Annotated in this window: 20 protein-coding genes and 2 pseudogenes; 12 read left to right on the top strand and 10 right to left on the bottom strand. The window is 69.7% G+C overall.

Annotated elements, in window-relative coordinates:
- The coding region (locus ABT116_RS24155; RefSeq protein ID WP_351637396.1) for a carboxylate-amine ligase at positions 1–387 on the bottom strand (387 nt) is incomplete at its 3' end.
- 356 nt (positions 388–743) lie between these two features.
- Here ABT116_RS24155 and ctaD point away from each other — a divergent pair.
- Both ctaD and ABT116_RS24145 read left to right on the top strand, forming a co-directional pair.
- Entirely contained in the window at positions 744–2,456 is a 1,713-nt protein-coding gene (ctaD, locus tag ABT116_RS24150) for an aa3-type cytochrome oxidase subunit I (RefSeq protein WP_351637393.1), read from the top strand.
- Positions 2,453–2,827 (top strand): hypothetical protein, encoded by a 375-nt coding sequence (locus tag ABT116_RS24145; protein ID WP_351637391.1) that lies wholly within the window; start codon positions 2,453–2,455, stop codon positions 2,825–2,827. The genes ctaD and ABT116_RS24145 overlap by 4 nt, the downstream gene beginning before the upstream one ends.
- 66 nt (positions 2,828–2,893) lie before the next feature.
- Here the strand turns inward: ABT116_RS24145 and ABT116_RS24140 are convergent.
- From ABT116_RS24140 to ABT116_RS24130, 3 genes and pseudogenes are all read right to left on the bottom strand, one after another.
- Positions 2,894–3,064, bottom strand: a pseudogene (locus ABT116_RS24140) (glycosyltransferase); the annotation flags it as partial.
- Positions 3,061–4,344, bottom strand: coding sequence for a glycosyltransferase (locus ABT116_RS24135; protein ID WP_351637389.1), 1,284 nt, complete (start codon positions 4,342–4,344; stop codon positions 3,061–3,063). The gene ABT116_RS24135 and the pseudogene ABT116_RS24140, both read right to left, overlap by 4 nt.
- A 146-nt stretch (positions 4,345–4,490) precedes the next feature.
- Entirely contained in the window at positions 4,491–6,521 is a 2,031-nt protein-coding gene (locus ABT116_RS24130; protein ID WP_351637387.1) for a thioredoxin domain-containing protein, read from the bottom strand.
- A gap of 196 nt (positions 6,522–6,717) precedes the next feature.
- Between ABT116_RS24130 and ABT116_RS24125 the strand changes: the two genes are divergently transcribed.
- The 5 genes from ABT116_RS24125 to ABT116_RS24105 all read left to right on the top strand — a co-directional run bounded on the left by ABT116_RS24125 (position 6,718) and on the right by ABT116_RS24105 (position 12,046).
- On the top strand, positions 6,718–7,284 hold the full coding sequence (locus ABT116_RS24125; protein ID WP_351637385.1) for a Uma2 family endonuclease: 567 nt from the start codon (positions 6,718–6,720) through the stop codon (positions 7,282–7,284).
- A gap of 318 nt (positions 7,285–7,602) precedes the next feature.
- Positions 7,603–8,346: an NUDIX hydrolase gene (locus ABT116_RS24120; protein WP_351637383.1), complete on the top strand. Its 744-nt coding sequence runs from the start codon at positions 7,603–7,605 to the stop codon at positions 8,344–8,346.
- Positions 8,347–9,510: a 5'-methylthioadenosine/S-adenosylhomocysteine nucleosidase family protein gene (locus ABT116_RS24115; RefSeq protein WP_351637381.1), complete on the top strand. Its 1,164-nt coding sequence runs from the start codon at positions 8,347–8,349 to the stop codon at positions 9,508–9,510.
- Complete coding sequence (locus ABT116_RS24110) at positions 9,507–11,486, top strand: hypothetical protein (protein WP_351637379.1); 1,980 nt, start codon at positions 9,507–9,509, stop codon at positions 11,484–11,486. The genes ABT116_RS24115 and ABT116_RS24110 overlap by 4 nt, the downstream gene beginning before the upstream one ends.
- Positions 11,487–11,512: 26 nt before the next feature.
- Entirely contained in the window at positions 11,513–12,046 is a 534-nt protein-coding gene (locus ABT116_RS24105) for a hypothetical protein (protein WP_351637377.1), read from the top strand.
- Here ABT116_RS24105 and ABT116_RS24100 read toward each other — a convergent pair.
- Positions 12,034–12,150: pseudogene (locus tag ABT116_RS24100) on the bottom strand (DUF255 domain-containing protein); the annotation flags it as partial. The gene ABT116_RS24105 and the pseudogene ABT116_RS24100 overlap by 13 nt on opposite strands.
- A 169-nt stretch (positions 12,151–12,319) precedes the next feature.
- On the opposite strand from ABT116_RS24100, the gene ABT116_RS24095 reads away from it, so the two are divergent.
- Positions 12,320–15,520, top strand: a complete 3,201-nt coding sequence (locus ABT116_RS24095; RefSeq protein ID WP_351637375.1) for a tetratricopeptide repeat protein — start codon at positions 12,320–12,322, stop codon at positions 15,518–15,520.
- A 144-nt stretch (positions 15,521–15,664) separates the two neighbouring features.
- Here the strand turns inward: ABT116_RS24095 and ABT116_RS24090 are convergent, their stop codons facing one another.
- Both ABT116_RS24090 and mca read right to left on the bottom strand, forming a co-directional pair.
- Positions 15,665–15,964, bottom strand: coding sequence for a hypothetical protein (locus ABT116_RS24090; RefSeq protein ID WP_351637373.1), 300 nt, complete (start codon positions 15,962–15,964; stop codon positions 15,665–15,667).
- A complete protein-coding gene (gene mca / locus ABT116_RS24085) occupies positions 15,957–16,838 on the bottom strand; it encodes a mycothiol conjugate amidase Mca (protein WP_033311300.1) in 882 nt (293 codons plus the stop codon). Before mca ends, ABT116_RS24090 begins: the two co-directional genes overlap by 8 nt.
- A 147-nt stretch (positions 16,839–16,985) precedes the next feature.
- On the opposite strand from mca, the gene ABT116_RS24080 reads away from it, so the two are divergent.
- Positions 16,986–17,384: a DUF4307 domain-containing protein gene (locus ABT116_RS24080; protein WP_351637370.1), complete on the top strand. Its 399-nt coding sequence runs from the start codon at positions 16,986–16,988 to the stop codon at positions 17,382–17,384.
- A gap of 179 nt (positions 17,385–17,563) precedes the next feature.
- Entirely contained in the window at positions 17,564–18,061 is a 498-nt protein-coding gene (gene greA / locus ABT116_RS24075; protein WP_351637368.1) for a transcription elongation factor GreA, read from the top strand.
- A 55-nt stretch (positions 18,062–18,116) separates the two neighbouring features.
- Here greA and ABT116_RS24070 read toward each other — a convergent pair whose 3' ends face one another.
- The 3 genes from ABT116_RS24070 to ilvA all read right to left on the bottom strand — a co-directional run bounded on the left by ABT116_RS24070 (position 18,117) and on the right by ilvA (position 21,329).
- Entirely contained in the window at positions 18,117–18,974 is an 858-nt protein-coding gene (locus ABT116_RS24070) for an ABC transporter permease (RefSeq protein WP_351637365.1), read from the bottom strand.
- Positions 18,971–19,948, bottom strand: a complete 978-nt coding sequence (locus ABT116_RS24065) for an ATP-binding cassette domain-containing protein (protein WP_351637363.1) — start codon at positions 19,946–19,948, stop codon at positions 18,971–18,973. The genes ABT116_RS24070 and ABT116_RS24065 overlap by 4 nt, the downstream gene beginning before the upstream one ends.
- Before the next feature lie 151 nt (positions 19,949–20,099).
- The gene (gene ilvA / locus ABT116_RS24060) at positions 20,100–21,329 is read right to left on the bottom strand and encodes a threonine ammonia-lyase (protein ID WP_351637361.1); all 1,230 of its coding nucleotides are present in this window, start codon (positions 21,327–21,329) and stop codon (positions 20,100–20,102) included.
- A gap of 163 nt (positions 21,330–21,492) precedes the next feature.
- Here ilvA and ABT116_RS24055 point away from each other — a divergent pair, with 163 nt between their 5' ends.
- Both ABT116_RS24055 and ABT116_RS24050 read left to right on the top strand, forming a co-directional pair.
- The gene (locus ABT116_RS24055) at positions 21,493–21,999 is read left to right on the top strand and encodes a MarR family winged helix-turn-helix transcriptional regulator (RefSeq protein ID WP_351637398.1); all 507 of its coding nucleotides are present in this window, start codon (positions 21,493–21,495) and stop codon (positions 21,997–21,999) included.
- Between the two features lie 287 nt (positions 22,000–22,286).
- Entirely contained in the window at positions 22,287–22,787 is a 501-nt protein-coding gene (locus ABT116_RS24050) for a sigma factor-like helix-turn-helix DNA-binding protein (protein WP_351637359.1), read from the top strand.
- Positions 22,788–22,907 lie beyond the last annotated feature (120 nt).

Genomic DNA, 22,907 nt, shown 5'->3' with positions numbered 1-22,907 from the left:
TACGTGCGTGCCGTTGACCAGTTGCTCCGCCACCAGCTGGGGGGCCTGGGTGACCATGGCCCGGTAGCGGGCCTGGTCGGTGACGGCGATGGGGCGGCCGTGCCGCAGCGGCGGGGTTCCGCACACGCCGATCCGGCAACCGTGCTCCTCGGCGGCCACGCCGACGGCGTGCCGCAGACGCAGGAGATGGCCTCCGACCTCCTCCAGGGTGTCACAGACCGGCGTGGCCACCTCGACCTGCGCCTGGAGCAGCTCGTACTGCACCTCCTGGTCGGTCACCAGATGACCCACGCCCGCCGCGGCGCGCACTTTGTCCGCCTGAGGTACCGGCAGGCCCGTCACCGGGTCGAGCAGCAGGTACTCCTCTTCCACGCCGATCGTCGTCATCGACCACCCTCTGTTCCGCCCGGCGGCCGGGCCGGATTCCGGCGCGCGTCAGACGCACCTCACGCAGCGAAGGTCACCTCTCAGGGGGGCACGCTCGTGGATGACCGAGTGCCGCGCTCCGGCCGGAACAAAACACGACACAGACACAGAAAACGCTGACACAGGAAAGGGGGCCTGGGCGCCGCCCGGCGCGCCTTTTCGTGTGCGAACGGCGTTGCGTCCACCGCTCGGTCGTATGGATCGTTGCGCCATTCGGCTCAGGGACACCCTATGGAAGACACGGGTGACGAACCGTACCGAATAGGTTCCTCCGGGGCGGATGACCGTCCGCCCCAATGCTGCCGATCGAGGAACTGATGGCGACACACACTGAACCGGTTTCACCCGTACCCGCGGTGGGGCACCGCGGCAGGGGGAAGGTGATCGTTTCCTGGCTGACGACCACCGACCACAAGAAGATCGGGCACCTGTACCTGATCACGTCGTTCGGGTTCTTCCTGGTCGCGGGTGCGCTGGCGATGGTCATCCGGGCGGAGCTGGCCCGGCCGGGGCTGCAGATCGTCTCCAACGAGCAGTACAACCAGGCGTTCACCATGCACGGCACGATCATGCTGCTGCTGTTCGCGACGCCCACCTTCGCCGGCTTCGCCAACGCCGTCATGCCGCTGCAGATCGGCTCACCCGATGTGGCGTTCCCACGGCTGAACATGCTCTCGTACTGGCTGTTCCTCTTCGGCGGCCTGATCGTGCTCGGCAGCTTCCTCACCCCGCAAGGGGCAGCCGACTTCGGCTGGACCGCGTACACCCCGCTCAGCGGTGGCGAGCGCACCCCCTATATCGGCGGGGATCTGTGGATCATGGGCCTTGCGCTGTCGGGGTTCGGCACCATCCTCGGCTCGGTCAACTTCATCACCACCATCATCTGCATGCGGGCGCCGGGCATGACGATGTTCCGCATGTCGATCTTCACCTGGAACGTGCTGCTCACCTCGGTGCTGGTGTTGCTGGCCTTCCCGGTCCTGGCCGCCGCGCTGCTGGCGCTGGAGGCGGACCGGCGCTTCGGCGCGCAGGTGTTCAACGCGGAGAACGGAGGCGCGGTGCTGTGGCAGCACCTGTTCTGGTTCTTCGGCCATCCCGAGGTGTACATCCTGGCGCTGCCGTTCTTCGGCGTGATCACCGAGATCATCCCCGTCTTCGCGCGTAAGCCGATCTTCGGATACACCGGTCTGATCGGCGCGACCGTCTCCATCGCCGGGCTGTCGGTGACGGTGTGGGCGCACCACATGTTCGCCACCGGCGCGGTGCTGCTGCCGTTCTTCTCCTTCATGACGTATCTGATCGCCGTTCCGACGGGGGTGAAGTTCTTCAACTGGATCGGCACGATGTGGCGGGGCTCGCTGTCGTTCGAACCACCCATGCTCTGGGCGCTCGGCTTCCTGGTCACCTTCCTCTTCGGCGGTCTGACCGGCGTCATCCTGGGCTCCCCGCCGCTCGACTGGCACGTCACCGACAGCTACTTCGTGATCGCCCACTTCCACTACGTGCTGTTCGGAACGATCGTGTTCGCGATGTTCGGCGGATTCAGCTTCTGGTGGCCGAAGATGACCGGCACGATGCTCGACACGCGCCTGGAGAAGATCCACTTCTGGACGCTGTTCGTGGGCTTCCACACCACGTTCCTGGTGCAGCACTGGCTCGGCGCCGAGGGCATGCCCCGCCGCTACGCCGACTATCTGGCCGCCGACGGGTTCACCGCGCTCAACACCGTCTCCTCGATCGGCGCGTTCCTGCTCGGCCTGTCCACCCTGCCCTTCCTGTACAACGTGTGGCGAACCGCCCAGAAGGGCGAGAAGGTCGAGGTCGACGACCCCTGGGGCTACGGCCGCTCGCTGGAATGGGCCACGTCCTGCCCGCCGCCCCGCCACAACTTCCTCACCCTTCCCAAGATCCGCTCCGAGTCTCCGGCCTTCGACCTGCGCCACCCGGACGTGGCGAGCCTGGACGAGGCGGAGAACACCGGGCAGCGCGATGTGGTCGACGTCGAGGGGCACAAGGGCGAGCGGCAGTGAGACGCGGCCGACACCAGGCGCCAGGGGGCGAGCCGCGCAGCGTCCTGGCCGACGAGACCGAGGGCTATCTGCTCGCCCACGCCCATCGCGACCAGGCACAGCGCGAGGCCCTGGAGCTCTGCGCACGGATGCCGTGGCTGACCACCACCGAGGCCGAGGAAGTCACCGGCCACTACGTCCGCCGGCGTCTCGACGTCACCCGGCAGCTGATGCTCGGCACCGTGCGACGAGCCGACGAGCTGCGGCAGGAGTACGAGAGCCGCTACGCCGACCTCCGGCGCGCCCTGCTCCGACGCCACGCGGCCGGTGCCTGCGCGGTCCTGGCCTGTGCCGCGGGGGCGGGTTCGCTGGTGGGTGTGCTGACGCGCTGAGTCGGGGGCCGGGCCCGGCGGCCGTAGCCGTCCTCGCGGGGCAGCGGCCCGGCACCGGCACCGTCCTCCCTGCACGACGAGGATCGCCACGAGGAGGACGCCGCACAGGATCAGGTCGGGCCGGGAGGAGCGCAGCCGGCTCGGCGGCTCCGGTCTGCGGTGCGTACCGGTGCGGGGCGCAGGCCGGCGCTGCGCGGGGACCTTCGGAGTGGTCGCCGCGGGAAGGGTGGAGGTCACGCGGGAACGTCCTCTCGGGTCGCGTCCTGCCGGGTGACGGCCGTCTCGTCGAGGTGCGCGCCGACGTGGGTCGTCAACTCCCAGTCGTTGCGGCCGCGTTGCTCACGCCACACGGCCCGCACGGCCGCACCGGCGAGCAGGACCTGGTAGAAGGGGCCGCCCAGGATCAGCTTCAGGTAGTGCGCGAAGCGGACGCGCAGCCCGTACTGCTTGCCGAAGTCGTGCAGTCCGACGATCTCGAAGACGAAGGTGACCAGGGCGGTGACGGCCGGCAGGAAGGTGATGAAGGCGATGCCGACAGGCACGTCCAGGAAGAGGGCGATCGCCACGTTGAGCGGGATGATCAGGCCGGTGAAGGCCTGCATGAACGGGGTCATCAGGGTGTAGCGGGCGAGCAGCCGCTGCCCGAGGGTGGGCAGTTGCCTCCAGTCCTTCTTCCGGTACACCTGGAGGAACCCCTGGTTCCAGCGGGTGCGCTGCTTCAGCAGGGACATCAGCGAGCCGGGGGTCTCCTCCCGGGTCACCATGTCGGAGTCGTACGCGACGACGACCTTCTTGCCGACGCTGGACAGACGCACTCCGAGGTCGCAGTCCTCGGCGAGGCAGTTCGGATCCCAGCCGCCGGCTTCTCTGAGGACGTCCGTGCGGACGAAGACGGTGTTTCCGCCGAGCGGAATGAAACCTTTCTGCGCGTGCAGATGGAGCCGCGAGCGGAACCAGAAGAAGTACTCCAGGCAGTTGCGCAGGCTGTACCAGCTGGAGTGGAAGTTGATCAGCTGCACCCCGCCCTGCACGACGTCCGCGCCGGTGGTGAGGAAGGCGTGGTCGACGTGGGCGAGGAGCTCGGGGTGGACCTGGTCCTCCGCGTCGAAGACCCCGACGACGTCGCCGCGGCAGTGCGGCAGCGCCGTGTTCATGGCCTTCGGCTTGTTCTTCTTCTCGTGTGTGTCGACGACGACCCGGACCCGTGGGTCACGCGCGGCGGCCGTCTCGGCCACCGCGGTGGTCTCCGGGTCGTCGTGCCCGACGATCACGATGATCTCGAAGTCGGTGTGGCTCGACTCCAGCAGCCGCTGGATCGTGTGGTCCAGCACCGCCTGTTCGTGCCGCGCGGGCAGCAGCAGCGAGAAGGAGACGTGCTCGTCCCCGTCCGGAGCGCTGAACCGGGTGGAGGCGAGCACTTCCGGCGTACGCCAGGCGTGCATCTGCCACCACAGGGTGAACGCCGCCATCCAGAACAGGGCAAGCGAAACAGCAGCGATGAAGACAGACGTCAGCAAGCAGATCCCCCCAGATCCCAGAACCCCCGGTCGTGACGGTGGGCCGGTGCGGCCTCGTCCGCCACGTCACTGTGCAGAGATTAGGGGGGAACTGTGAAACCTGGGGGCTGTTCAGATAAAGACCATGTTTCCGTTGATACGTGACTTCAGCCACTCAAGACGGTACTGAGCCGGTCAGGCTCGGTCGTCGGGGCGTCACAGGTGAAGTTACGGCAGACGTACGCGGCCGGTTCACCACCGACCAGCGGACGGTCCGCGAGCAGGGGAAACTCCTCGCTCCCCGGCACCCCCACCGCCACCACCGCACCGGGCGCGGTGCCCAGAAGTGCCGTGCGGTGCAGGGTCCTCGTGCCCTCGTCGTCGAGGGCCGGACCCACGATCGCGACCTCGCGGGGCCCGTCCAGCACCGCCTCCGCCGCGGCCAGCCCCCAGCCGATGAAGCGCGGGACCCGCGGTCCCAGCGCCTTCACGACGCCCAACGCCCTCTCGGCGGCGGTGCGGTGAGGCTCGGATCCCGTGTGCGCGGCGTAGCTCAGCAGGGCGTTCGCCGCCGCGGTCCATCCTGACGGTGCCGCGTTGTCGGTCGGATCCTGCGGACGGCGGATCAGCCGCTCGGCGTCGGCCGCGGTGTCGTACAGCGCACCCGACTCGGGGTCGGTGAAACGGACCACGACGTGATCGAGGAGGAACCCGGCGAACTCCAGCCAGACGCCCTCCCCGGTGACGGACGCGAGCGCGAGGAAGCCCTCCGCCACATCCGCGTAGTCCTCCAGGACACCGGCGTTGGCACCGGCGTGACCGTCCTTGCTGGTCCGGGTGAGCCGGGCCTGCTCGTCCAGGTGCAGCCGCACCAGGAGGTCGGCCGCGGCGACGGCGGCCTCGACCAGGTCGGGCCGGTCGAAGTAGGCGCCGGTCTCGGCGAGCGCGGCGATCGCGAGGCCGTTCCAGGCGGCGACGACCTTGTCGTCGCGGCCGGGCGCGGGCCGCTCGGCCCGCTTCGCGAGCAGCCGCTCCGAGATCGAGGCGACCTTCTCCGCGTCGGAGACACCCTCCCGCACGGGCAGTTGCAGGACGGACGCGCCCTCCTCGAACGTGCCCTCCTCGGTCACCCCGAAGTGCTGGGCCGCGAGCTCGGCGTCCTGCTCGCCGAGGGCCTCCCGCAACTGCTCGGGCGTCCACACGTAGTACGCGCCCTCGACGTGCTTGCCCGTGCCGTCGTCGCTGTCGGCGTCCAGCGCGGAGGCGAACCCGCCCTCGTTCGTGCGCAGTTCCCGCACCATGAAGTCGGCGGTCTCCAGCGCGACGCGCCGCGCGAGCTCCGATCCGGTGGAGCGCCACAGGTGGGCGTACACCCGGCACAGCAGGGCGTTGTCGTACAGCATCTTCTCGAAGTGCGGCACGACCCAGTCGCGGTCGACGGAGTAGCGGGCGAAGCCGCCCCCGAGCTGGTCGTACATCCCGCCCCGGGCCATGCGCTCGCAGGTGTCGCTCGCCATCTGGAGCGCGCCCTCGGCGCCGGTCCGCGCATGGTGCCTCAGCAGGAACTCCAGCACCATGGACGGCGGGAACTTCGGCGCCCCGCCGAAACCGCCGCGCTGCGGGTCGTACTCCCGGGTCAGCCCGAGCAGCGCCTGCGCGAGCTCCTCCTCACCAGGGGTCCGCGCGTCCCCGTACGAGATCTCCCGCCCGGCCAGATCCCGGACGATCTTCCCCGCGACCTCGGTCACCTCGTCCCGCCGCTCGTCCCACGCCTGGTGCACCCCCTGGAGCACCTGCCGGAACGAGGGCATGCCCTGGCGGGGAGCGGGCGGGAAGTACGTACCGAAGTAGAACGGCTGGGCGTCCGGGGTGAGGAAGACGGTCATGGGCCAGCCGCCCTGCCCGGTCGCCGCCTGCACGGCCTCCATGTAGACAGCGTCGACGTCGGGGCGCTCTTCGCGGTCGACCTTCACGCTCACGTAGTGCGCGTTGAGGTACTCGGCGGTCTCCTGGTCCTCGAAGGACTCGTGCGCCATGACGTGGCACCAGTGGCACGCAGAGTATCCGACCGACAGCAGCACGGGTACATCGCGCCGTTGCGCTTCCTCGAACGCCTCGGGTCCCCACGGCCACCAGTCGACCGGATTGTCAGCGTGCTGAAGCAGATAAGGCGAGGTCACACCAGCCAGCCGGTTCATGAGACCCAGCCTCTCACAACGTCTGGCGCGACCTACGAAGCCTCCACGGGATCGCTTGGCTCAGCCGACTTGTACTTGTGGGCCATCTCGTGGCGGCAGGCTCATGCCTCCTTCGAACCGGGCTGCCCGACCCACGGAACAGTAGGCTGGGCACAGCAGCGCCGGACCTGCCGAGTCTCCTCGAAGGAGGTACACCATGAGCGCCGAGATGGTGGCGCCCGCGTGGATGCATGCGCAGATCAGCGCGGAGCAGTACGACTCCTGGTCCGAGGAGCAGTGCGCCGACATCGAGATCGTTGACGGGATGGTCGTCGTGAGCCCGAGCGCCTCCAAGCGGCACAACCGGCTGGCGCGACTCCTGGCCAATGCCCTGGACGCAGCTGCAGGCCCGGACTGGAACGCTGACACGGACTTCGACGTCCGCCTGCAGGACGTTCCGCTCACCAACCGCCGCCCTGACGTCATCGTCTACCGGGCAGAGACCATCGACCTCACACCCACCCGCCCCGAGCACGTGCTGCTGGTCATCGAGGTCGTGTCGCCCGGTTCGGAAACCACCGACCGGATCGTGAAGGTGGACCAGTACGCCAAGGCCGGCATCCCCTTCTACTGGCGGGTCGAACAGGCTGCCACCGGAGTCCCGATCGTCTACACCTACATCCTCGACCCCGCCACCAAGGCTTACAGGGACGGGGAGATGTACACCGGCACGGTGAGGGCCACCGCACCCTTCTCCATCACGGTCGACCTTGGGGACACGTAAGGACGAAGAGGGCCCGCCCTCTGTCGACATCTGAGTCCCCCCGACGGAAGATTTCACCCACGGGGCAGCTCCTTACGCAACCGTGCCAAGTTCAGCATCTGGTCGCGGTTCATTGACGCGAACGCCCTACGGCTGCCCCGCTCTGCCATTGATTCCACCAGCACCGCCAGTCGCGCGCCGTCGCGGGCGGGTGCAATTTGACACGTTCGACCACCAGCGACCATGCGGGCGCACCATAACCCCGGCATCGAGCGGTGGGTCGACCCTCCACAATCCCCTTCTTGTACATGTGACAGTAACTGAACTACCCTGCTGTACATGCAAGATGAGGCATGGTCACCGCCTGCTGTCCTACTGACGGTCGATCTCGTGATCCTGACGCTGCGCGAGAGTCGTCTGCATGTCCTCTTGGTGGAGCGGGGCGAGGACCCCTTCCGGGGCATGCTCGCGCTACCCGGAGGATTCCTCAGCCACGACGGCGAGGAGATCCTGGACGCCGCCCACCGCGAACTACGGGAGGAAACGGCCCTGACCTCCGGCTCGGTGCACCTTGAGCAGCTGGCCGTGTACGGAAGCTCGGGTCGCGATCCGCGGGGCCGAGTCGTCTCCGTAGCTCACCTGGCGATCGCACCGGGGCTGCCCGACCCTGTCGCGGGGACGGATGCCACCGACGCCGCCTGGACTCCCGCAGAAGCCGTCCTGTCCGGCGAGGTTGCCCTCGCCTTCGATCACCGTCGAATCGCCGCGGACGCGATCGAACGCGCGCGCACCAAGATCGAATTCTCGGCGCTGGCGACTGCGTTCTGCGGGGAGAGCTTCACCATCGCGGAGCTTCAGCAGGTGTACGAAGCCGTCTGGGGCACCCCGCTCGACACCCGCAATTTCTATCGAAAGGTCCAAGCCGCGAAGGGATTCATCGTCCCCGCCGGCACGGACCGCAGGACCACGGGAGGACGGCCCGCACGGCTGTACCGGGCCGGTCCGAACACCGTGCTGTTCCCACCGCTGATCCGACCCGCGCCAGCTGCGACGGAAGAGAACACGAGAGGGGAAGAGGAGTAGATGTCCAAAGGCCCGGTGGTGATTCTCACCGCCCTCAATCTTGAATATCAGTCCGTGCGCCAGAGACTGGCAGATCTTCAGGTGCATCGCCATGAGCGCGGTACCCGGTTCGAAGTGGGCACCGTACACGGCACATCGTGCCGCGTAGCGCTCGGCCTGACAAACAAGGGGAACCATTCCGCCGCGGTGATCGCAGAGCGCGCGATCCAGGAGTTCTCGCCATTGGCCGTAGTCTTCGTCGGCGTCGCCGGCGCCCTGTGGGACGCCACCAGGCTGGGTGACGTGGTGATGGCGTCACACGTGTACGCCTACCACGGCGGGACCAGCGAGGACGACGGACTCAAAGCCCGCCCCCGAGCGTGGGAAGCGCCGCACGGCATCAGTCAGGTCGCCTCGCACCTGGCCCGTCTGGGCGACTGGGCCGACCCCACACCCGGTCACGAGGATGGACCGCAGGTGCGCTTCGGAGCGATCGCCGCAGGCGAGATCGTCCAGAACTCGCGGCTCTCGGCCGAGGCGAAATGGATCCGACAGCACTACAACGACGCACTCGCCATCGAGATGGAGGCGGCCGGTGTGGCCCAGGCCGGCCATCTCAGCGGAGCGCCGGTGGCCATCGTCCGGGGGATCAGCGACCGGGCGGACGGCACGAAGAGCAGCTCGGAGGACCGCCGCTGGCAGCCGCGGGCCGCGGCGAACGCGGCCGCGTTCGCCGTCCGGTTGGCAGTGGAACTGATGCGCGAGCAGGAGGAGGCCGCGGTGCCCCAGGATGGCAGGGCCCCTTCGGCCGGCCGGTTTGACCGGAACGTCAGCAACACCGTCCACAACAGCACCGTCGGCATCATGGCCAGCTCAGTCACGGGCAGCAGTGTCCACATGAATGCGGCCCCGAAGGCATCCGGCCCGACGGACCTGATCAAGGAACTGAACAGCTTCCGCGATCAGCTGGGGTGGCACCGCACCGAAGGCGCCCTCGACGAGGACAGCTACCGGGAGGCCCTGACCGATCTGGACCTCGCCCTCCGGTCGGCCGTGGAGCGCACCCCTGAATCGTCGAAACGGACGGTCATGACGCTCAAGAGGCTACGTGGACTGGTCGCGGAGTGCCCCGCACTAGTGGCCGCGTTGGCTCCCCTGGTTGCCGCGGCTGGTGACCTGGCATGAGCCACAACGACGGTGCCACATACAGCTCGGCCGCGTACAACTCCACCATTGGGATCCAGGCCGAGACCGTACACGACTCCAACATCTACATCGTCCACCCGGACGCCTCGCCACAGGAGAGGTACCGGGTCGGCGTGCAGCTCCTGGAGGACGGCGTCCCCAGCCGAGCCCGAGAAATGATCACTGATGCGATCGCCCGCGGCCACGACAGCGCGGAGGTTCGATTCCATTGGGTGCTCGCCATGCTCAGCGCACGCACCCACCACGACCTGAGCACCGAAGAGGTCCAGCGGCTGCGCTACACCTCCAGCCTCGTACAGACCTACCCCGAGGACGAGTGGAAGGAAGCCCTGCGCGTCACTTTCGACCTGTTGGCGGTACTCAGCACCACCGGCAGCGAAACCGGCCCTGTGCTGAAGCAGCTGCAGGGCCTGCCGCCCCGCCAGCACGACGCGATCCTCCGCCACCTCGACCTCATGCTCACCGGAGGGCTGAAGGACGACCTGTGGGCGGAGACCCTCGAACGGGCCCATGCAGAACGCTTCGGCAATGACCGGGGCCGACGGGTCTGGGCCTACTTCGCACCCACCCCGATCGCGCCGCGGGCCCTTGCGCCGCGCCCGAGCACTGCTGACGCAGCCAAGGCGGCCCTCCCTGTCCGGGCTGCCCTGTTCGTTGTCAGCAGTGCGCTCCTTTGGGTCCTGGCACTGATCGCGGATCCGGCCCGGGCGATCGTCGAGTTACCGGTGGCACTCGGCGCGGGCCTGACTGCGGCCCGCTTCGGCGTTCGGTGGTGGGGCCGGAGGCCCAAGCCGGGTCTCGGGGCCGGGGCCCGCGTCCCGCACCCGCGCGACCCCGCCTCCGCCGAGGACGGGTTCACCAAGCGCGTCCGCCATTCATTCGATCACTACTTCAGTGTGCGCAGGCCGCACGGGTTCACCTCGGACGCCTGGCTCGCCCACACGGCGCAGATCCGCAGCAGTCTCGCCGCCGAGATCGCGGACCTCTATCGGGAGAGCCGAATTGGTGTGGAGCGGGTCGACTGGCTGATCCGGTACCTCGCCGAGAACGCCCGAGATCGCTACAACAACGGCACCTTGTCCGATCAGCACCGCCAGGACCCAACTCCGGGCAGGACGAAGGCTCTGACCATTGCGGCCCTCGCGGTTCTCGGTGCGGCGGCTCTGTCCGCGTTCGGCACGGCAGCCTCCGGGGGCGCCCAACCACAAGCATTATGGGCGTTCCTGGCCGTGCTCGGCGCGGCCTGGTCCGGGCACGCGACCGCTTACCGATGGCTGGAGGTACGGCGTGAAGAGCACCGGCTGGACCGGGAGGCTCAGGAGTACACAGACAAGTTGACCGCACGGCAGATCGCCTACCAGCGCTGGCAGTCGTTCCTGGACGCCACGCGCCCCAGCGAACTGGAGATGGAGACCTGGCTCGCTTGCGACAAGTCGACGTTCGTCGATGAGGCACTCCGGCACCACCGGCTCACCTGGCGCGACCTGATCACCCACACCATCCTGGTAGCCCCGGCTCCTTCGTATAAACGAGGCCGGGTCCGAGGCGGCCCATGGCGGTACTCGCACTACATCTTCCGCCTGTTCCTGTTCACCCAGGACGGTATCCGCGAGATCAGTGCGGAGTTCAATTTCTCCGACGCGACGCGCAGGAATGAGCAGCGGAGCAACTACCGGTTCGACGCACTGACCTCCGTGCAGGTGACGGAGAACGACATCGGCTACGACCTGGAGCTCATCCTCACCAACGGACCGGCAAGGAAGATGCGCGTCAAGGATGCCGACGCCCATCAACTGGCACCGACCGAGAATTCGCAGGAAATCTCCGAGATCAACCTCAGCGCGGCCGGCACCACCCACACCTTCCGCCTCCTGGAAGGGATAGCGGCGGACGGGAAGAACTGGCTCGAACGGCACGGCCCCGACAGTCTGGCGCCCTTCCAGATCGTCGGCTGATCCTTGACTCGAGCATAGGAGTGCCTGTGACCCGCACGGACGACGTCACCGAGGGCAAGATCCTGCTGGCCGAGTACGACCGGCTCAAGGAGGAACAGAAGACCCGTATAGGGTTTCGCGACAACCTGCTCTACTTCACGCTCGCCGCAGCCACTGCGGTCGTGGCGATCACCGCCCAGAGCGGACAGTCCCGGCTGTTGCTCTCCGTCCCCGCGATCTGCCTGATCCTGGGCTGGACCTACCTGGTCAACGACGAGAAGATCTCGGCGATCGGCTGCTACGTCCGCGACCGGCTAGGACCGCGCCTGGGGCAACTGGCCTCCGCCGACGGCGCAGTGTTCGGCTGGGAGGTCTACCACCGCAACGTTTCGGGCCGCACTCTGCGCAAGCGGCTGCAGACAGCGGTGGACCTGTTCACGTACCTGGTCCTGCCCATGGTCTGCACGACCGCATTCTGGTGCTCTCCCGTCGTTCAGCCCCTTCTCATGCTCGCTTCTCTCGTGCAGACGCTCGCCCTGGCCGTACTGGGCTGGCAGTTCCTGCGTCGTACGGAGCGGTAGCGCCAGTCCCGACACGCCTCTTCCGACCAGGGCCACCAGTCGACGGGGTTGTCGGCGTGCTGCAGCAGGTACGGGGACGTTTCATGAGCCAGTCGGTTCGGCATGCTTCCATCCTGCCTCACGACGGCCACCCGGCCACGGAACGCGCCCCCTCGCGCGAGGGGCGGCTCGTAGTTCACCGGACCGCAAACGTTGATCGTCGCCCCCTCGCGCTCGCGCCTCCCACCAAGGACACTCGTAGCCGCAGGAGTTGCCGCCGGAGGGGGACGTGACATGCGGGACGCTCATCGGGCGGAGGCCGAGCGGCTGTTGGGGCGGGCCGTGGAGGAGGAAGTGCGGCGCTCGGGCGGCCGCACCGACGGGAAAGTGCTGCTCGCGCGGGCGCGCGGGGCGCTCGACGTGATGGCGCGGAGCGCGTCCGAGGAGTACGAGGCCTACACGCGCGCCCTGGACGAGGCGGCGGCCGGTCAGCTGACCTTCGGGCAGCGCTACGCCCGGGAGGGCGCCGGGACACCGCTGCTGGTGGCCGGGGTCGCGGCAGTCGCGGCCGTCGTCGCGGACATGGCGCTGGGCACGGGGACCGGGACCGCTCTCGGGGCCGGTGTGACGGTGGGTCTCGTGGGGGCCGCTGCGACGGTGGTGAAGGTGGTCGGGTCACATCTGCCGGCCGCGCACCGCCGCGCCGGGGCCGTGGGTCAGCCGGGCGGACCGGAGCAGTTGCGGCTGCAGTGGCTGACGGCGCTGGAGGTGCGGGGCATCCGGCCGTACCTGGACCACCAGCGGGTGCTCGCGGCCTCGACCGGTCCGAAGAAGACGGGCGGCCCCCGGCTGCGGGGCGCGGACAAGAGCGCGGCAGCGCGCGGGCGCAACGTGCTGGAGCAGTCCTTCGGGCAGCTCCCGGAACCGGCGGAGCCGTTCGCGGGACGGCGGAACGAGCTGGCGCAGATCCGGCAGTGGGTGCAGGCGGCCCGCGCGAGCACGGAGACGCAGCCGACCGTGGTGGTGCTGCACGGTACGCCCGGCAGCGGCCGTACGACGCTCGCGGTGCACGCCACGCACGATCTGAAGGACTACTTCCGCGGCGCCTGCGTCGTCGACCTGCGCGCCGAGGGGCCGGCCGGGGCCCCGCTGTCCACCCGTGACGCCCTGCTGCACCTGCTGAACCGGCTCGGCGCGCCCCGTGAGCAGTTGCTGTTCCGTGAGCGCTCCTCACCGGACCAGCAGGTCAAGCGGCTGAGCGAGCTGTACCACCAGCATCTGACGGGCCTGCCGGTGACCGTCGTCCTCGACGACGCCTCGGACGCGGAGCAGATCCGCGCGCTGATCCCGGAGCGGTCCGACAGCCTGGTGCTGGTGACCGCGCGGGGTCCGCTGGAGCTGGAGAGCCTGCCCGCACGGGTGCACCGGCTGGCGGTGGAGCCGCTGGACGCGGCGGGTGCGGAGGAGTTGCTGGGCGCGGCGGCGCAGGACCGTTCCGGGCCGTACGACGCGGAGTCCGCGGACCGGGTGCGGGAGCTGTGCGGCGGGCTGCCGCTGGCGCTGCGCATCGCGGGCTCGTGTCTCGGCCCCCGCTCCCCCCGCGCGCTGGCCACGGACCTCGACGCCTACGGGCCGGTCGAGCCGGTCGAACGCGCCCTGTGGCTGCGCTACACCGACCAGTCGGAGACCGTCCGGCGATTGCTGCGCCGGCTGGCCCTGGCCGGGCGGGCCTCGCTGGGTGCCGCGGCGGCCGCCGCGCTGCTGGCCACGGACGAGGCGGAGGCCAAGCGCCATCTGCAGGTGCTGACCCGGGCCGGCCTGATCGACCACGTCCGGGGCGACCGCTACCGGCTGCACGACCTGGTCCGCTCCTTCGCCCAGGCCCGTCTCCTCGACGAGGAGGAGCCGGCCGAGCGCACGGCGGCGCAGGAGCGGCTGATCGTGAACTACGCCGAGCTGGCCGACTCGGTGCTGCGGATGGTCGACGGCAACATGTCGACCCGCACCAACCGCTTCAGCCCGTACGGTTTCACCTCCCTCGACGAGGCGCTGCGCTGGCTGGACGACGAGTCGAGCTTCATCACGGCGGCGCTGCGGCATGCCGAGGGTGTGGACCAGGCGGCGGTGCTGAACCTGCTGGGCGCGTTGTGCGACTACTGCCTGCTGCGGGGCGACCTGTACCGGCTGGGTGAGATCAGCGAGCTGGCCCAGGCGGTGGACGAGGGCCTGCTGGTCCGCTCGGTGCAGTGGCGCACGGGCATCGCGGCACGGCAGCTGGGCGAGCTGGACAAGGCCCGCACCACCCTCGCGTCGGTCGTGGACCTCTACCGCGAGGCCCATCATGACGCCGGTGCGGCCCGCGCGCTGTGCTCCCTCGGCATCACCCTGCACCACCAGGGCAATCTGACGGAGGCGTCGGAGAAGCTCCGCGAGGCCCTGGCCCTGCAGGCTTCCCCCGAGCTGGCGACGGACCGCGCCTGGACGATGCACGCCCTGGCGGCCGTCGAGCGGGACCGTGCCCGGGTGGGAGAGGCCCTGGACCTGCTGACCGAGTCCCTGGTCCTGCACCGCGCGGGCGAGTCCGTGCACGGCCAGGCGTGGGCGCACTTCCAGCTCGGTCAGCTCGGGCTGCGCATGGGCGATGTCCCGCGCGCCGAGGCCGAGCTGCGGGCGGCCCTGGGCCTGTACGGGCGGACCCGTGACGCCCGCGGTGAGGCCTGGGCGCTGACCCAGCTGGCCCGGGCGTTGCTGGTCGCGGGTGACGCGTCCCCGGCCGTGGAGGAGCTGCGCGGGGCTGCTGCGCGCCACCGCGACAACGAGGACGCGCGCGGCGAGGCCTGGACGCTGTACTACCTGGGCCAGGCCCTGGAGGAGACGGGCGACCTCGACCAGGCGGTCCGCGAGCTGGAACGGGCCCGCACGATGTTCTCCCGTATGCGGGACGTCTACGGGCTGGCCTGCGCACGCCACCACTCGGCCCGCGTCACCCGGGACCAGCGGGCGGCCCAGACGGGCTCGCTGCGCAACTCGGGCTTCGCCCGCCAGCTGCTCGTCGACGCGCGGGCCGACTTCCAGCGCATCGGCGTCGCCCACGGCGAGGCCTGGACGTGTCTGGAGCTGGCGGTCGTGGACGCGGGCAACGCCCGCGTCCAGCAGGCGCTGGCCCTGTGCGACGAGGCGGTGGAGCTCTTCGCGTCCTACGGCGACCGCCGGGGCGAGGACTGGGCCCGCTTCCTGCGCTGCACGCTCCTCCCCTACGCGGCACCGGGCGGCATGGAGGTGGGTACGGCGGTGGCGCAGGAGGAACTGGCGCAGTTGTCCCGCGCGAGCCACGGCCTGCGCGACGGCAAGCTGGACGACTACCTCGACGCGTACGGGCTGCTGCTGGAGCGGGGCGTCACCCTGGAGGCGGGCTGGCAGGCCTGGCGCCTCGGCATGGTGCCGAACCGGCATGCGCGGGAGGTGATGGGGGTGCCGGTGGATCGTAAGGCGTAGCTCTTGCAGGCCTCGGGGCGCAGAGCCTGGGGCGCGCGTGGCACCCGATCAGCGCGCCCGTTGAAGCACACCGGGAGACGCCGGGCTGCCCGTCGGCGGCGGTCCTCGCCGGTCGCCGACGGGTGGCGTCCCCGGGTGGGGGCGTCAGCCCTGCTTCTTGCCGCCCTGGCCGGAAGGCTCCGCTTCCGCGGCCTCCGCTTCCGTCCGGGACGGCTCCGCCGCCGACTGCTCCGGCTGCTCGGACTCCGGGTCCGGGGCCTGGGGGAAGTCGACCCGGTTCATGTGCCGGCTCATGGACTTCATCAGGGCCCACACCGCCAGGGCCATCGCCGCGAAGACGATGAAGCCGAGGACGCCGGGGGTGACCTTGTCCTCGTCGACCTCCTTGGCGAAGGAGACGAGGTGCGTCATTGCCAGGCTTGCGCTTGCGCTCATGTCAGGCATTGTCGCGGATGCCCGCAAAGAGGTCGTCCTCGGGGAGGGAGGTATCGACGAGGGCCTTCGCCAGCTCGTACTCCTCCGTCGGCCAGACCTCCTTCTGGATCTCCATGGGCACCTTGAACCAGCCGCCGTCCGGGTCGATCTGCGTGGCGTGGGCGATCAGCGCCTTGTCGCGGATCTCGTAGAACTCGGCGCACGGGATGTGCGTGGTGAGGGTGCGCTGCTTCATGCCGAACTCCTCCCAGCGCTTGAGCCAGTCCCCGTAGGGCGACTCCAGGCCGCGGTCGAGCATCGCCTGGTGCAGGGCCTCGGTGCGCGGGCGGTTGAAGCCCTGGTTGTAGTAGAGCTTCTGCGGCTGGTAGGCGGGGCCGTACTCGGCCTCCGGGTACTTCTCGGTGTCCGCGGCCGACTCGAACGCCACCATGGAGATCTTGTGGGTCATGATGTGGTCGGGGTGCGGGTAGCCGCCGTTCTCGTCGTAGGTGGTGATCACCTGCGGCCGGAAGGCGCGGATCTTGCGCACCAGCTCACCGGCCGCGTGGTCGACGTCCTCCAGGGCGAAGCAGCCCTCCGGCAGCGGCGGCAGCGGGTCGCCCTCGGGCAGGCCCGAGTCGACGAAGCCGAGCCACTCCTGCTTGACGCCCAGGATCTCCCGGGCCTCGTCCATCTCCTTCTTGCGCACCTCGTGGATGTGCTCCTCGATGTACGCGTCGCCCTGAAGCTTCGGATTGAGGATGGAGCCGCGTTCCCCGCCCGTGCAGGTCACGACCAGCACGTCCACCCCCTCGGACACGTACTTCGCCATGGTCGCAGCGCCCTTGCTCGACTCGTCGTCGGGGTGGGCGTGAACGGCCATCAGTCGCAACTGGTCAGTCAAGACTCAATCCTCAGTAAGTCGGCGCCCTGTGTGCGTCGGCGCAATCAGCGGCTTCTATAGTGACCGAATCGGGGGGCGAATAATTCCGGGGCCCGGTCCTGGAGCCCCTTCCGGGACCTTCGTCCCGGCCCTGCCAGGAGGACGATCATGAGTTCGGCGAGCACGCGACTGCCCGAGGGCCGTTACGGCCGTTCCTCGGACGAGCGCGCCGACCGCACGCTCAAGGTCGTGGGCGCCGTCCTCGCGGTGGCCCTGCTGGGGCTCGTCGGCTGGTTCGGCTACCACTACGTCGCCAAGAACGAGATCAGCGCCGAGGTGATCAGCTTCGAGCCGGGCAAGAAGTCCGTGCAGGTGCATCTGGAGGTCCGCAAGGACGCCGGTGCCGAGGGCTACTGCACCGTGCGCTCGCAGGCCGAGAACGGGGCCGAGGTGGGCAGGGCCGACTTCCGCTTCGACGGGGACGGGACCCGCATCGACAAGGTCGTCACGCTCCGTACAACCTCCCCGGGGACCACGGCCGAGCTGCTGGGCTGCCACACCGGCTGACGACGGTCCGGCGTCACCTGGAATACGTAGAGCCTGACCTGCATTGACGTGATTCTGGTCGCTTATGTCCTCCCCCTGCGGCCCCTGAATTGTTAGGCTCGTGGTTTCGCCCTTCCGTGAAGGAACATTCTTCTGGGTAGGGCGATGCTTTGTATTCCCAGTACCTACGAGGAGCACCTGTGACCCAGACCAGCGAGAACGTCACCTGGCTGACCCAGGAGGCGTACAACAAGCTCAGGGCTGAGCTTGAGTACCTTACTGGTCCCGCGCGGGCGGAGATCTCCGCGAAGATCGCCGCGGCGCGCGAGGAGGGCGACCTGCGTGAGAACGGCGGGTACCACGCGGCCAAGGAGGAGCAGGGCAAGCAGGAGCTCCGTGTGCGCCAGCTCACCCAGCTCCTCGAGAACGCCAAGGTCGGCGAAGCGCCCGCGGCGGACGGTGCGGTGGCGCCCGGCATGGTCGTCACGATCGCGTTCGACGGTGACGAGGACGACACGCTGACGTTCCTGCTCGCGTCCCGCGAGTACGCGAGCTCCGACATCGAGACGTACTCGCCGCAGTCCCCGCTGGGCACCGGCGTGATCGGCCACAAGGTCGGCGAGGACGCGGAGTACGAGCTGCCGAACGGCAAGAAGGCCCTTGTGAAGATCCTCAAGGCCGAGCCGTACGAGGGCTGACCGGCCACCCGATCCCTGAAGTGCCCCCGGCGCCGCTGCGGCACCGGGGGCATCGTCATGCCGTCGCCGAGCGGTACTTGCGCACCGCCAGGGTCCGGAAGATCACCAGGATCAGGATCGAGTAGATCAGCGAGGCCCACACGGGGTGCTGCATGGGCCACGCGTCCGACGGGGACTGGCCCGGGCTGGCGAACAGCACACGACAGGCCTGGACCGTGGCGCTGAAGGGGTTCCACTCCGCGATGTGGCGCAGCCACGGGGTCATGTGGCTGGTGTCCACGAACGCGTTCGAGATGAAGGTGACCGGGAAGAGCCAGATCAGGCCGCTGGACGTGGCCGCCTCGGGGGTCCGGACGGACATGCCGATCAGGGCGCCGATCCACGTGAACGCGTAGCCGAGCAGGAGCAGCAGGCCGAAGGCCGCGAGGACCTTGGCGGCGTTGGTGCTGCCGTCCGACCCGACGCGCCAGCCGACCAGCAGGGCGACGACGGCGAGGACGACCAGGGTGAGGGCCGTCTGCACGGAGTCGGCGAGGGTACGGCCGGTGAGCACCGCGCCGCGTGCCATGGGCAGGGAGCGGAAGCGGTCGATGAGGCCCTTGTGCATGTCGTCGGCGATGCCTGCGCCGGAGCTGGCGGTGGCGAACGTGACGGTCTGCGCGAAGATGCCCGCCATCAGGAAGTTCTTGTAGTCGGCGGCGCTGGTGCTGTCGCCGATCTGCATGGAGCCGCCGAAGACGTAGGTGAACAGCACCACGAACATGATCGGCTGGATCAGCCCGTAGATGATCATCTCGGGAATCCGGGACATGCGAATCAGGTTCCGCTTGGCGACGACCATCGAGTCCCGGATCGACTGGCTGACCGGGTTCGCGGCCGGCGCGACCCGCACGGTGTCGGTGACGGCGCTCACTGGGCGGCCTCCTTGTCGTTCTCCTGGTCCTTGGTCTCGGCCACGTGTCCCGTCAGGGACAGGAAGACGTCGTCGAGGGTCGGCCGGCGCAGGCCGATGTCGTCGATCTCGATGCCGCGGGTGTCCAGTTCGCGGATGACCTCGGCGAGGAGCTTGGCGCCGCCGGTCACGGGCGCGGTGAGCTTGCGCATGTGTTCCTCGACGGTGGTCTCGCCCTTGCCGAAGCCGGCGAGGACCTCGGCGGCGGCCTGGATGTGCTCGCGCTCGTGCACCACGACCTCGACGCGCTCGCCGCCGGTGCGGGCCTTGAGCTGGTCGGAGGTGCCCTGGGCGATGACCTTGCCGTGGTCGACCACCGCGATGTCGTGTGCCAGGTGGTCGGCCTCCTCCAGGTACTGCGTGGTGAGCAGCAGGGTGGTGCCGCCGGAGACCAGTTGCTTGATGACCTCCCACAGCTGCTGGCGGTTGCGGGGGTCGAGGCCGGTCGTCGGCTCGTCCATGAACATCACGGGCGGCGAGACGACCAGGGCGGCCGCGAGGTCGAGGCGGCGGCGCATGCCTCCCGAGTAGGTCTTGGTGGGGCGGTCGGCGGCGTCCGCGAGGTGGAACTGCTCGAGCAGTTCGGCCGCGCGCTCCTTCGCCGCCTTGGCGCGCATCTGGTACAGCTGGCCAACCATCTGGAGGTTCTCCCGGCCGGTCAGGTATTCGTCGACGGCCGCGAACTGGCCGGACAGGCCGATGGAGCGGCGGACCGCGTCGGGCTGTTTGAGCACGTCGATGCCCGCGACGACCGCTCGTCCGCTGTCGGGCCGCAGCAGGGTGGTCAGGCAGCGGACGGTGGTGGTCTTGCCCGCGCCGTTCGGCCCGAGCAGGCCGAGGACCGTGCCCTCGGGTACGTCGAGGTCGACGCCGTCCAAGGCCTTTACATCACCGAAGGTCTTGACCAGACCTTCGGCGTAGATGGCGCCTGGCATATGAGTCTCCACGTCTTCGGGGATGACCGGACGGATGTCCGGTGAAGCTTCTCACCGACACACCATAACGCGATGTATCGCGTCTCACAACGAGTTTTTCCGCGTTGCTCTCCGTGAGACGAATGGATCTTCGACCGGCTCCGGAACGCGGTCAGCCGATGACCGTGTAGCCCGCCTCGCGCAGCGCCTGACCCACCTCGACGCAGTGCGCCGGGCCCTTCGTCTCCAGGTGCAGCTCGACCTCCGCCTCCGTGAGCCCGAGCCGTGGATCGGTTCGCACGTGGCTCACATCGAGGACGTTAGCGTCGACCACTGACAACACACCCAGAAGAGTGGCAAGGGCACCGGGCCGGTCCGTCAGCCGCAGCCGGACCGCCAGGTAGCGGCCCTGCGCGGCCATGCCGTGCCGCAGCACCCGCTCCATCAGCACCGGATCGACGTTGCCGCCGGACAGCACCGCGACGACCGGGCCCTCGAAGGCGCCGGGGTCGCTCAGCAGCGCCGCGACCGGGCTCGCCCCGGCCGGCTCCACGACCAGCTTGGCCCGCTCCAGGCACAGCAGCAGCGCGGCGGACAGCTCGTCCTCGCTGACCGTGCGCACCTCGTCGACCAGCTCGCCGACGATCCTGAACGGCACGTCGCCCGGCCGCCCGACCTTGATGCCGTCGGCCATCGTCGCCGGATTCTCCACCGACACCGGCCGGCCCGCCGCCAGCGAGGGCGGATAGGCCGCCGCACCCGCCGCCTGCACGCCCACCACCCGCACCTCCGGGCGCAGCGCCTTCACCGCCACCGCGATCCCGGCGGCCAGCCCGCCCCCGCCGATGCCGACGAGGACCGTGCGCGCCTCGGGGCACTGCTCCAGGATCTCCAGGCCGACCGTGCCCTGGCCCGCGATGATGTCGGGGTGGTCGAAGGGGTGGATGAACACCGCGCCCGTCTCGGCCGCGTACTCCTGCGCGGCGGCCAGCGTCTCGTCGACCACCTGGCCGTGCAGCCGCACCTCCGCCCCGTAGTCCCGGGTGGCGCTCACCTTGGGCAGCGGGGCGCCCTTCGGCATGAACACCGTGGAGCGCACCCCCAGCAGGGAGGACGCGAGGGCGACGCCCTGCGCGTGGTTGCCGGCGCTCGCGGCGACGACCCCCGCGGCACGCTCCTCCGGAAGCAGACCGGCGATCCGGACGTACGCGCCGCGCAGCTTGAACGAGCCCGTCCGCTGGAGGTTCTCGCACTTGAGGTGCACCGGCGCACCGACCATCTGGGACAGGTGCCTGCTGCCCTCCATCGCGGTCACCCGCGCCACACCCGAGAGCATCTTCTGCGCGCCGCGCACGTCGTCGAGGGTGACGGGCCGAAAGGAGTCAGCCGTGCTGTAGCTCATGACCCCAGCATCGCAGTTCACAGGCGGGAACGACCGTTGTGACCAACCTCCGAGACCCGCTTTGCGCAGCGCCGGTACGGCCTGCCTTCCGGCCGCGTACCCTGTCCCCCAATCTGCCAGCCCTCCACGAAGTGAGCCCCCGGCCATGCCCACAACACCTGAAATGTCGATGGACATGACGACCGTCGGTGACACCGGTCTTCTCGACACGCTGCAGCACGAGGTGGCGCTGTTCGCCCGCCGTGCCGAACAGACCCGGCTCGGCGGCGTCGGGCAGGTGCGCAACTCCATGGACCGCGCCGCCTACCTGCTGCTCAACCGCCTCGACAAGGAAGGGCCGATGGGCGTCAAGGCACTCGCCGCGAGCATGGGGATCGACTCGTCGACCGTCACCCGGCAGGTGGCTCCGCTCGTCGACACCGGCCTGGTCAAACGCACCTCCCACCCTGAGGACGGGCGCGCGGTGGTGCTGCAGCTGTCCCCGCGCGGGCAGGCCCGGCTGGAGGAAGTGCGCTCCTCCCGGCGCCAGTTGATGGCCGAGCTGACGCACGACTGGGAGCCCGACGAGCGCGAGGCGTTCTGCGACCTCCTCACGCGGTTCAACACCGCGCTGTCCTCCCGGATGGCGGCGCAGGGGGTGCCGGGGCCGGAGGCACAGTCGGCGTCCTGAGCGCCCTGCGGCCCGGCTCCCCGACGGTGTGGGCACGACGGCCCGGCCCGCACGGGGACGACCGGGTCCACGCCCGTACGTCTCACCGGCCGAGCCGCACGTGGCATCCGCCGAGACGTACATGGCACCGGCCGAGCCGTGCGCGGCACCTGCTGCCCGTACGTGTCACCGGCCGAGCCGTGCGCGGCTCTTGACCTCGGGGCCGCCCCTGGCCTGATATGAGACCGGGCCCCGTCGCGCGTGGCCGGGGCCCGCGTCCTCAGGGTCGCCGTCGGGCGGGAGGTGCGGTGCTGGAGCGGCATGCGTCCCGGGCAGCCCGTCGCGCCCGGGAGTTCGAGGCGTTCGTCGCGGGCGCGGCCGGGCGGCTGCTGCACGCCGCCACGCTGCTCACCGCCGAGTCCCCCGACGACAACCCCCGCGCACGGCGCCTGCTGACGCTGTCGCTGGCGCACACGTACGCGTGCTGGGACCGGCTGCACGGCGAGGATCCGTACGACCGCACCCGCCGGCAGCTGGCCATCCGCTTCGCGCGCGGCGCCTGGCACCTGCACGGCGCACTCGGCCGCGCCCGGCCGCACCCCGCGAGCCCCCTGGCCCCGCTCACCCCGCAGGAACGGCTGATCCTGGTGCTCCGGCTTCACGAAGGTGTCGCCGAGGAGCAGACGGCCGCCCTGCTCGGTCTGTCCCCGGAGCGCGTACGGGCGATCTGCCACCGGGCGACCTCGGCCCTGCTGCACCGCTCGCGGGGCCCGGCCCCGGCGGCGACGGCCACGAAGGCGACGCCGTGAGCCCGGCCGGCCGGAGAGCGGCATGAGCGGGAACGACCGCGAGGCGACCGTACGCAGGCTCCTCGAGCAGCCGGCGCGGCCGCTTCCGCCCGAGATCCACACGGAGGCGGTGCGCCGCGG

The sequence above is a fragment of the Streptomyces sp. NPDC002130 genome (assembly GCF_040296465.1).
Taxonomy (GTDB): Bacteria; Actinomycetota; Actinomycetes; order Streptomycetales; family Streptomycetaceae; genus Streptomyces.
The sequence above is the reverse complement of the archived record's forward strand: the minus strand, read 5'-3'. Positions and strand labels throughout refer to the sequence as shown.